7 protein-coding genes are annotated in these 11,239 nt (G+C 71.9%); 1 reads left to right on the top strand and 6 read right to left on the bottom strand.

What is annotated here, in order from left to right; genetic code table 11:
- The 6 genes from AOK03_RS45275 to AOK03_RS36380 all read right to left on the bottom strand — a co-directional run.
- A partial coding sequence (locus AOK03_RS45275) for a zinc-ribbon domain-containing protein (protein ID WP_157869176.1) occupies nt 1-102 on the bottom strand: 102 nt, incomplete at its 3' end.
- A 156-nt stretch (nt 103-258) separates the two neighbouring features.
- A complete protein-coding gene (locus AOK03_RS36360) occupies nt 259-954 on the bottom strand; it encodes a demethylmenaquinone methyltransferase (RefSeq protein ID WP_055569657.1) in 696 nt (231 codons plus the stop codon).
- A 211-nt stretch (nt 955-1,165) separates the two neighbouring features.
- Nucleotides 1,166-1,765 carry an imidazolonepropionase-like domain-containing protein gene (locus tag AOK03_RS36365; protein WP_055569658.1) on the bottom strand — a complete coding sequence of 200 codons (600 nt, stop codon included), beginning with the start codon at nt 1,763-1,765 and terminating at the stop codon, nt 1,166-1,168.
- 7 nt (nt 1,766-1,772) lie between these two features.
- A complete protein-coding gene (gene mqnC, locus AOK03_RS36370) occupies nt 1,773-2,972 on the bottom strand; it encodes a cyclic dehypoxanthinyl futalosine synthase (protein WP_055569659.1) in 1,200 nt (399 codons plus the stop codon).
- Nucleotides 2,973-3,043: 71 nt separating this feature from the next.
- Nucleotides 3,044-3,766, bottom strand: coding sequence for a prepilin peptidase (locus tag AOK03_RS36375; RefSeq protein WP_055569660.1), 723 nt, complete (start codon nt 3,764-3,766; stop codon nt 3,044-3,046).
- 31 nt (nt 3,767-3,797) lie between these two features.
- Nucleotides 3,798-6,866 carry an AfsR/SARP family transcriptional regulator gene (locus AOK03_RS36380; RefSeq protein ID WP_055569661.1) on the bottom strand — a complete coding sequence of 1,023 codons (3,069 nt, stop codon included), beginning with the start codon at nt 6,864-6,866 and terminating at the stop codon, nt 3,798-3,800.
- A gap of 473 nt (nt 6,867-7,339) precedes the next feature.
- Here AOK03_RS36380 and AOK03_RS36385 point away from each other — a divergent pair.
- A partial coding sequence (locus tag AOK03_RS36385) for a DUF6531 domain-containing protein (RefSeq protein ID WP_055569662.1) occupies nt 7,340-11,239 on the top strand: 3,900 nt, incomplete at its 3' end.

The following is an 11,239-nucleotide window of genomic DNA, read 5'->3' on the forward strand; positions in this document are numbered from 1 at the left end:
GGGCGGGAGCGGGGTTTCCGGGAGGCGTTCGCGTCCGCACTTCATGCAGAAGCGGGCCTCATCAGGGCTGGGCGCCCCACAATGCGGGCAGTACGACGCCATCAAGACGCTCCGGGGACTCAGGAGTTCAGCAAGGAAGCGGACCGGCCCGTAAGCGCCGCATAAATAAACGGCAGGGTCGTATCAACGGACACATCTTGCCCGGTGGCCGGTTCCCTCGGGTCCGCCGAATCCGAGTCTCAACTGGAGCGTTACGAATCAGCTCTGCTTGAAGCCGCGGTGCAGCGCCACGATGCCGCCCGTCAGGTTCCGCCAGGCCACCTTCGACCAGCCCGCTTCCTTCAGCAGGTCGGCGAGGGCCGGCTGGTCGGGCCAGGAGCGGATCGACTCGGCGAGATAGACGTACGCGTCCGGGTTCGAGGAGACCGCTCGGGCGACCGGCGGCAGCGCGCGCATCAGGTACTCCTCGTACACCGTGCGGAACGGGCCCCACGTCGCGTGCGAGAACTCGCAGATCACGACCCGGCCGCCGGGCTTCGTCACGCGGTACAGCTCGCGCAGCGCGGCGCCCGTGTCCTGGATGTTGCGCAGGCCGAAGGAGATCGTCACGGCGTCGAAGACGTCGTCCTTGAAGGGGAGCCTCATGCCGTCGCCCGCGGTGAACGGCATCCACGGGTGGCGCTGCTTGCCGACCTGCAGCATGCCGAGGGAGAAGTCGCAGGGGACGACGTACGCGCCCGCCTGGGCGAAGGGCTGCGAGGACGTGGCCGTGCCGGCGGCGAGGTCGAGGACCTTCTGGGCGGGGCGGGCGTCGACCGCCTTCGCGACCTCCTTGCGCCAGAGGCGGGCCTGGCCGAAGGAGAGCACGTCGTTGGTGAGGTCGTACCGTTCCGCCACGTCGTCGAACATCGTGGCGACTTCGTGCGGCTGCTTGTCCAAGGAGGCTCGGGTCACCCGGCCATTGTGTCAGGCCGGTCTTCTCTCTTGACGATGACCTCTTTCGCCTGCGGCGGGCCACCCGCGGGTGCGGGTTCGTTGTGGTTGCTCGCGCCGTTCCCCGCGCCCCTAGAAGATCGCCTGCGGCGGGCCACCCGCGAGTGCGGGTTCGTTGTGGTTGCTCGCGCCGTTCCCCGCGCCCCTTGCGGGGCGCCCCCTGCAGCGTTCGTCAACGAGCTCGGTACACCAAGCGACCTGCGATCACCGTCGCCACGCACGTTTCCGCTCCTCGCCGCACCAGCTCGGCCCTGTCAGCGACGTCGAAGACCGCGAAGCGGGCCGGGCCCCCGGAGGTCAGCGGCGGGACCAGGATCAGCGGACTCGGCGACAAGGACGGCGGGCCCGGCAGCCGCGGCGGGCGTTGGCCCACCGCGAGGCCCGCCCTGCGGACGGCGTCGAGAACCGGCCTGGCGCGCAGTTCGCCCGCGATCGCCACCGTGCCGTGGGCCAGGAGGCGCTGGACGCCGCGTCGGGCGCTCGCGCCGAGGCGGGAGGGGTCGGCGCCGAAGAGCGTACGGGCGCGCTCGCCGCCGATCGGCTCCGTACCGAGGCTGTCGGCCTCGCGCGGGTCGGGGTGGTACGTCGCCTCGAGGAGCTCGGGGGCGTACGGGTTGAGGAGGCCCGGCGTGAGGATGCCGGGCCAGCGGCGCACCCGTGCGGACGGGTGCGCGGCGGCCAGGTCCTCGTACGGGCCCACGGCCGCGACACTCGCGCCGTCGACCAGGACCGCCGTCTCGGGGGAACGCTCGGCGACGTGAAGTGTCAGCAAGAGGGCCTCAGTTGGTGGCGAGGAGCTTGAGCTCCGGGTGGGCCGTGCCGCCCTCGATCGCCGTGGAGGAGATGTGCGAGGCGACGCGGTCGTCGACCGGGTCGTTCGCCGGGTCGTCGTGCACGACGAGGTGCTCGTACGTCGTGGCGCGCTGGGCCGGGACGCGGTCCGCCGTGCGGATCATCTCGATCATCTCGCGGAGGTTGTTGCGGTGCTTGGCACCGGCCGAGGAGACCACGTTCTCCTCCAGCATCACCGAGCCCAGGTCGTCCGCTCCGTAGTGCAGCGTCAGCTGGCCCGCCTCCTTGCCCGTCGTCAGCCAGGAGCCCTGGATGTGCGCGACGTTGTCGAGGAAGATCCGGGCGATCGCGATCATGCGGATGTACTCGAAGATCGTCGCCTGGGTGCGGCCCTTGAGGTGGTTGTTCTCGGGCTGGTACGTGTACGGGATGAACGCGCGGAAGCCGCCGGTGCGGTCCTGCACGTCGCGGATCATCCGCAGGTGCTCGATGCGCTCGGCGTTCGTCTCGCCCGTGCCCATGAGCATCGTGGAGGTCGACTCCACGCCCAGGTTGTGGGAGATCTCCATGATCTCCAGCCAGCGCTCGCCGGACTCCTTGAGGGGGGCGATGGCCTTGCGCGGACGGGCCGGGAGCAGCTCGGCGCCCGCGCCCGCGAAGGAGTCGAGACCCGCCGCGTTGATGCGCTGGATCGCCTCCTCGACGGAGACCTTCGAGATGCGGGCCATGTGCTCGACCTCGGACGCGCCGAGGGAGTGGATGACCAGCTGCGGGAAGTCCTTCTTGATCGCGGCGAAGTGCTTCTCGTAGTACTCGACGCCGTAGTCCGGGTGGTGTCCGCCCTGGAACATGATCTGGGTGCCGCCCAGCTCGACGGTCTCCGCGCAGCGGCGCAGGATGTCGTCGAGGTCGCGGCTCCAGCCCTTCTTGGTGTCCTTCGGAGCGGCGTAGAAGGCGCAGAACTTGCAGGCCGTGACGCAGACGTTCGTGTAGTTGATGTTGCGCTCGATGATGTACGTCGCGATGTGCTCCGTACCCGCGTAGCGACGGCGGCGGACCGCGTCGGCCGCGGCGCCGAGGGCGTGCAGCGGGGCGTCGCGGTAGAGGACGAGCGCTTCCTCGGGAGTGATCCGCCCACCTGCGGCGGCACGGTCGAGGACGGACTGGAGGTCGGCCTTCTCGGTCACCGGGGCGTCCCTTTCGTAAGGGTTGTGGACGGACCACGCCAGCGTACGCCAGCGGTACGGAACGCCCGACGTCAGGCGGTGTAGCCGCCGAGCAGCAGCCCCACGAAGGCGCCGCCGATCAGGAACGGGCCGAAGGGGATCGCCGTCTTGCGCCCGGCGCGGCGGGCGACGACCAGTGCCGCCCCGTACAGCGAGGCGAGCAGGAAGCCCGCGAAGGTGCCGATCAGGAGCACGCCCCAGCCGTACCAGCCGAGCACCGCCCCCAGACAGAGCGCCAGCTTCACGTCGCCGAACCCCATGCCGTTGGGGTTGATGAGGAAGAGCACGAAGTACGCACCGGCGAGCGCCAGGGCCCCGTAGAGCGCCGCGGTCCACGAGCCGCCCTGCTCGGGCAGGAGCGTCGCGGCCGCGAGCAGCGCGAGCGAGGCGCCCGCGAGCGGCAGCGTCAGGACGTCCGGCAGCCGGTGCACGGTGAAGTCGACGAGGGCGAGCAGCACGCCGACGGGCGCGAGCAGGAGCCAGACGCCGAGCTCGGGGCGTGCGCCGGTGGTCGCGGCGAGCGCGGCGCAGACGAGAGCGGTGGTGGTGACGGTGCCGGAGGTGCGGGGGCCGTAGCCGCCGTCCTCCTGTCGGCACCGTGCGAGTCCCAGCCAGGACGTGATCCGGTGTCCCTCGGGGCACTCGGCGCGCCACGGCTCGCCCGGCGGCACGGACAGCCGGTAGGCGGCCCGCGGCACGAAGAGCCCGGCGAAGGCGCCCCACAGGGCGCCTCCGACGGCCAGTATCAGCAACAAGAGCAACGACTTCCTCTATGGCCGGGGGCCGTCAGCCCGCCGCCGTGACTCCGCTGCGCCACGTCGGAAGCAGCTCGTCCAGCAGCGCCTCCGTGCGCGGCGGCAGTCCGCGTGCCCCGCTGCGGGCCATGAGGTCCGCGGCGACCCGCTGCAGGCGGGCCGGGTCCTCCGTGGCGTGCGTGGCGCGGAGCAATTCGTTCCAGAGCCGCTCGTCGCCGGGCGCCGAGCCCAGCGCCGCGTCGAGCGCCTCGATCGCCTTCTCCGCGCGCCCCTTCTCCAGGTGGAACTCGGAGAGCGCGAGCCCGATGTCGGCGACGAGCAGCGGCAGCTGGGCGTCGATGATCTCGTGCGTGAGCCAGCCGTACCGTCCCTGCGGCCGGTCGGCGAGCAGCGGGCCGCGCACGAGCACCAGCGCGTCAGTGAGCATCCGCCCGCGCACGGCACGGTTGCCCGCGCCGCGCCCCTGCGTGGCCTCGTGGTACAGCGACCGCAGCACGTCCAGGTCGGACACCACGGACTTGGCGAGCGTGAGCCGGCCGGTCCGGTCGGCGCGCAGCCGGGGCGAGCCGTCGGGCTCGGTGCCGAGCCACTCGCGCAGCCGCTCGACGAGCGCGTCCCGCACGTCGTCGGTGACGCCGCGCGGCCACAGCGCGGAGGCGAGCACCCGGGGGTGCACTCCCTCGCGGTGCAGGAGCAGCAGGGCCAGCGCCTCGTGCATCAGCGGGCTGCGCTCGCCGTCCGGCGTCTCCAGGCCGATGATCTCGTACGTACCGACGAGGCGGGCGTAGACCGCGGGCCGCCCCTGCTCGGTGACGTCGACGAGGAACGGCGGAGCGGCGGACATGGAGCCGTCGCCGGAGCCCGCGGGGCTGCCGGAGCCTTCCGGGTCGGCCTCGGTGAACAACTGCACGACGGCCCGCTGCTGGGCCTCCGGCAGCGACTGCGCGGCCAGTTCGAGTCCGAGCAGCGGCGCGAGCAGCTTGCCGTCCCGGGTGATCTGCATCTCCCAGGCGGCGCCGGGCAGGTCCCCGGACTCCGCGCCGACGAGGTATCCGATCCCCAGTCGGCTCGCGTCCGCGGCGAGTTCGGCGAGCTTGACGGCGTCCTCGGCGCTCGGCTCCGCGGCGAGCAGCACCAGGTGCGGGGCCCAGCGGGTGTGCTGGGCGGGGCCGGTGCGGCCGGTGAGCACGGAGTCGTGCCCGGCGGCGCCGAGCGCGCCGCGCCGCTGCCGGGTCTCGGCCTCCATCGTCTCGATGAGGGCCTCGACGTCCTCCAGGTGACGGAGGCGGTTGGGCGCGAGCGGGGTGAGGTCCTGGCCGAAGCCGACGACGGTGATGGTCATGCGGTCCGACCAGCCGTTGGTGGCCAGTTCGGCGGCGACCGAGGCGAAGACGGCGGCGCGGTCGGCCTCGCTGCCGCTCAGCGACACGATGCCGGGCACGGCCTCCAGGTTGAGGAGCAGCCGCGAGTCGTCCAGGGTGCCCAGGCAGACGAGGCCGGGGTAGGGCGCGGCCGTGTCCACCTCCTCGTACCGCTCGGCGTCGGTGCGCGACAGCACCCAGAACGTCTGGTCCTGTCCCAGCTGCCATGGCGCGGGCGGGCGCCCGGCGGGCTGGGCGAGCTGCAGGTGCAGGTCGCCGTTGCTCAGCCAGGCCGCGTACACGGTCGGCAGGGCTCGGTTCTCCTCGGCGAGCGAGGCGGCGAGGCCGCGCAGCGACAGATCGAGGAGGCGTACGCCCTCGGGGTCGGCGCCCACGAGCAGGGCGTCCTGCGCGGCGGCGGCCGCGCCGGTCGGCGTCGGCGGCTGCATTCCGCCGCGCCCGCCGACCGCGCCCATGGCCGACTGCCACAGGGCGTGCCGGCGACGGCGGCCGAGCGCGCCGAGCAGACCGGCGGCGAGGAGGGGCGCGCCGAGGAGCGCCTCGGGCAGCCCGAAGTCGAAGCCTTCGGACTCGCTGCCCGCGGTGGCGGCGGGGGCGTCCGGCGTGGCCGGGGCCTCGGGGGCTCCGGCGTCGGGCGTGGCCGGGGCCTGCGGCATGGCCGGGGTCTCGGGGGAGCCGGGGCGCTGCTCGGGCAGGACGATGTGCGCGGTGTCGCGGTCGACGGAGCTGCCGCCGCCCTGCTGACCGCCCTGCTGGCCGCCTTGTTCGCCGCCGCCCTGCTGCTGGTCACCGGTCTTGGAGTAGTCGGAGATCTGCTCCTTGACGTCCTCGGAGACCTTGGGCGCCTCGTCGGGCATCTCGACGAGCTCGCCGCCGTGCGCGTCCGCGGGCATCTCCATGATCCAGCCGGGCCGGATGAGGCTGGCCTCGGAGAGCCGCGACCCGTCGGGCTGCTCGCGGTCCTTGTTGAGCTGGTAGATCTCCTTGTACCGGCGGCCGTCGCCCAGGTGGCGCTCCGCGACCTCCCACAGGGAGTCGTGGTGGCGCCCCTCGGGGGGCTGGATCCGGTAGTACTTCGTGTCCCCGTCCTTGGCGGTGCTGCCACCGCCGTCGGCGTGCGCGGCGGCCTGGTCGGCCTGCGCGGCCAGCGCGTCGGCGGCCGTGGCGGCCTGCTGTTGCTGCTCCTGCCCGAAGAGGCCGGGGGTCTGCTGGGCGCTGGCGGCGGACGCGGGCTTCTGATTGCCCTCCAGCGACTGCCCGAACTGCGAGAGCCCCGGCGCGAAGCTGGCGGCCGTGGCGCCCACGAGCAGGACGGCCGCGACCAGCTGCCGCGCGAGCATCTGGCTGCCGCCCGCACCCGGCACCCGGCCCGGAATGCCGACCCCGGAGAGCGCGGCCTTTATCTCGACGAGCACACAGGCCGTGAACTGCGCCCAGGCGAACCAGACGACGACGGTCAGTACGTTGATGAACGTACTGACGGTGATCTCCTGCTGCAGCCAGTCCAGCGAGGGCGCACCGCCCGGCAGCGGCCACCCGACGAAGACCGCGAGGGCTCCGGGCACGCCGACGAGGAGCACGGCCAGCGCGACGAACGCGAAGAAGGCCTTGACGAAGTCCCCGAAACTGCGCCGACGCCGCGGCAACGGCTGCGGCGTCCGGTTCCGCGGGGGCTGCGGGTTCGGCGGGCTCGTCGAGCGTGAGGTGGTGCGCGCCATGGCGGGTGTCCTGGTGTCCTGTGGGGAGGAGTGGATGGTCAGAGGGGTCGGGTGAGACTACCGAGCTGATGTTACGGAAGGGGCCGGAGGTCAGACAGGCCCGGACGGGCCCGGGTCCCGGACCGTCGGACCGCTTCCTCCCGCCACACCCCAAAGGCCCGTTTCATTCGCGGGCCGCCCCGCGCCCCGTCAACCGCGCTGAGCTTGCCGTTGCCCGGATCGGGGGGTCCCGTCACAGTTCCGGTACGGATCCGCCCGCAACCGTCGCGGCCCGGGTCGCCGGATCCGCCTGTCACAGTCCCGGCACGGGTCGGTCGCGCCCGCGTAGCACCTGTGCCCCCTTCACTTCCGTCTTCCCCCGCCACCCTGGATCCTTCGAATCAGGGGCCGATACTGGGCAACCGATACTGAGCAACAGCTCCTGCCGACCTCCGGCGGTACGGCTGAAGTCGAGGTGTGACGGGGGAAGAACGATGGCGGCATACCGGGCCACGGACTGGCATGTGCTGGATCTGGAGAAGGATCCGACGCCGGGTGATCCGCAGCGGGTGCGGTCGCCGGCGAAGAACCTCCACGACTTCGCCGACGACGTCGGCCGGGTGTTGCGTGACATCAAGGGGATGGCGGGCGAGGACGCGATCCTGAAGTGGGCGGGCAAGACCGCGGACGCGTTCACCGAGAATTTCCAGGACGCGCCGGACAAGCTGAAGAAGCTGAAGAAGCTCCAGAAGAGTTACGAGATGGCCGGGGATGCGCTGTCCGCGTACTGGCAGGATCTGGAGCGTGCCCAGAGCCTGGCGGACAAGGCTTTGGTCAAGGGCCGTGAGGCGCAGGCCGATCTGACCTCCGCCAAGTCCCGGCTGTCGTCGGCGGACTCGTGGGTGGACCGGGCGGGCAAGGAAGCCGACAAGTACGAGGACAAGCCCGGCGGCGGCAAGGATGTGCCCAGGCCGGACGAGGACAAGGTCAAGGCCGCCACCCGCAACGCGCACTCGGCGGAGAAGGCACAGAAGTCCGCGCAGGGTGATGCGGATGCCGCGCAGAGCGCGCTGGAGGCGGCGAAGAAGATGGCCGCCGACGCCCGCAAGATGCGCGAGGAGGCCGCGGGCACCGCGAAGAAGAAGATCGACGAGGCCTCGGACGCGGGTATCCAGAACCGCAAGTGGTGGGAGGAGAACGGGGACTGGGTCTCCGAGAACTGGGACACCATCGTCGCGGTCTGCAAGGTCGTCGTCGCCGTCGTCGGGATCATCGCGATGATCGTGGGCGGGCCGATCCTCGCCGCCATCGTGATCGTGGCGGGGGCGATCGTGCTGGCCGACACATTGAGCAAATACGCGAAAGGCCAAGCCACGCTGATGGATGTGGCCTTCGCGGCGATGGACTGCGTGCCCGGCATGAAGGGCATCACCACCGCCGCCAAACTCGCCAAGGGAGTCAAGGGGTTGAAGGGCGGCCTGAAGGGCTTCAAGTCCGCACGCACCGCGCTCAAGGACGGCGCGAAGGGCGCGTACAGCCGCGTCAAGAGCAAGATCAAGGGCTGTGGCGACCCGGTCGACGTCGCCACCGGACAGATGTTCCTGACCGAGACCGACCTCACCCTGCCCGGCACGCTCCCGCTGGACCTCACCCGCCGGGTCGCCTCCGGCTACCGCTGCGGCGGCTGGTTCGGCCCCACCTGGACCTCCACCCTCGACCAGCGCCTCGAAGTCGACCAGGACGGGGTCGTCTTCGTCGGCGAGGACGGCATGCTCCTCGCGTACCCGCACCCGACGGAGCCGGACCTCCCCGTCCTGCCCAAGTCCGGACCGCGCTGGCCCCTCAAACGCCTCAACGACGGCGGCTACCGCCTCACCGACCCGGTCACCGGCCGCGCCCGCCGCTTCGCCGCGCCCCGCGAGGACGACGGCGTGGCCCTGCTGACCACCCTCTCGGACCGCAACCGCAACACCATCGACTTCGACCACGACCCGCACGGCACCCCGCGGGCGATCCTCCACAGCGGCGGCTACTACCTGAAACTGACCGTCGAGGACGAGCGCATCACCGCCCTGAGCCTGGCGGGCGCCATGGATGACGGCGACGACCTCGTCATCAAGCAGTACGGCTACACCGACGGCAACCTCACCACCGTCACCAACTCCTCCGGCCTGCCCACCCGCTACACCTACGACCCACAGCTGCGCCTGACGGCCTGGGAAGACACCAACAACAGCCGCTACACCTACGTCTACGACGAGCAGGACCGCTGCACCGCCCAGCAGGGCATGGCCGGTCACCTGTCCCACACCTTCACCTACGACATCAGCGACCCCGCCCGCCCCGACTGCCGCGTCACCGAGGTCACCACGGCCCAGGGCGCCACCACCCGCTTCCTCGTGGACGACCACTGCCTGGTCCTCGCCGAGACCGACCCGCTCGGCGCGACGGTCACCACCGCCTACGACGCCGACCAGCACGTCACCGCCACAACGGACCAACTCGGACACACCACGGCCTTCACCAACAACCACCTGGGCCAGCCGACCCAGATCACCCGCCCCGACGGCGCCACCATCCGCATCACCTACAACGAGCTGAACCTCAAGACCCTCATCGACCTGCCCGACGGCACCAACTGGCAGTACGCGTACGACGAGCGGGGCAACTGCACCTCCATCACCGAGCCGTCCGGAGTGACCGTCCACAACGCCTACACACCGGCGGGACACCCGCTGTCGGTCACCGACGAGGCGGGCCACACGACCTCGGTGCGGTGCGACCCCGCGGGGCTGCCCCTCCAGGTCAAGGACCCCCTGGGTGCCGTCACGGTCTGGGAGCGCGACGCACTGGGACGCCCCACGGCCCTCACCGACCCCCTGCGCCGCACCACCCGCCTCGCGTGGTCGACGGAAGGCCTGCTCCTCCGGCACGCCACGCCGGACGGCGCGGTGGAGTCCTGGACCTACGACGGCGAGGGCAACTGCCTCAGCCACACCGACCAGCTGGGCCAGGTCTCCTCCTTCGAGTACACGCACTTCGATCTGCTCGCCGCCCGCGTCGGCGCGGACGGAACCCGCCACCACTTCGACTACGACGCGTCCCTGCGGCTCACCCGGGTCAGCAACCCGCAGGGCCTGTCGTGGACCTACGAGCACGATGCCGCCGGGCGCCTGATCGCGGAGACGGACTTCGACGGCCGCACCCTGGCCTACGCCTACGACGACGCGGGCCGCCTGACGTCCCGGACGAACGCCCTCGGCGAGCCGATCTCGTTCGCCTACGACGTACTGGACCGGCTCGTCCGCAAGGAGTCCGCCGAGGCGGTCACCACCTTCGCCTACGACCTGTTCGGGAACCTCGTCTCAGCGGCGGGCCCCGACTGCCGGCTCACCCTGGAGCGGGACCGTTCCGGACGCCTCCTCGCCGAGACGGTCGACGGCCGCTCCCTCACGTACGCGTACGACGCGGCGGGCCGTCGTACGGGACGCACGACTCCCACCGGGGCGACCAGCAGCTGGGAGCTGGACGCGGCGGGCAACCGGACGCGGCTCACCGCGTCCGGTCGTACGGTCGACTTCGAGCGGGATGTGTCGGGGCGGGAGGTGGGGCGGCGGATCGGTGTCGATTCCGGCGTCGGTGCCGGTGTCGCCCTGGCGCGTGCCTTCGACGAGGTGGGGCGGCTCACCGCCCAGACGGTGACCGGGCCGGACGGCAGCCCGGTCCAGCACCGCGCGTACGCCTACCGCGCCGACGGGGCCCTCACCGGACTCGACGACCAGCTGTCCGGCGGACGCGGCTTCGAACTCGACCCGGCGGGCCGGGTGACGGCCGTGCACGCCCGGAACTGGACGGAGACGTACGCCTACGACGCCGCGGGCAACCAGACGCGGGCCACCTGGCCCGCGCACCACCCCGGCCACGAGTCCACGGGCCCGCGGGACTACGCGGGAACCCGCATCACGCGCGCCGGCCGGACCCGCTACGAACACGACGCGCTCGGCCGCGTCGTCCTGCGGCAGAAGGTCAGGCTGTCCCGGAAGCCGGAGACGTGGCGGTACGCCTGGGACGCCGAGGACCGCCTCACCGCGGTCACGACCCCCGACGGCACGCGCTGGCGCTATGCGTACGACCCGCTCGGCCGACGCGTCTCGAAACAGCGCCTCGGGCCGGACGGCGAGACCGTGGTGGAGCGGACCGACTTCACGTGGGACGGCACGACGCTCTGCGAACAGACGACGACGGCCGAGACGCTGCCGCGCCCCGTGAGTCTCACCTGGGACCACGAAGGGGCCCACCCCATCACCCAGACGGAACGGATCCTGCCGGCCGACGGCCTGTCCCGCGACGAGGTCGACTCCCGCTTCTTCGCGATCGTCACCGACCTGGTCGGC

Source organism: Streptomyces atriruber (assembly GCF_001418325.1).
GTDB lineage: Bacteria > Actinomycetota > Actinomycetes > Streptomycetales > Streptomycetaceae > Streptomyces > Streptomyces atriruber.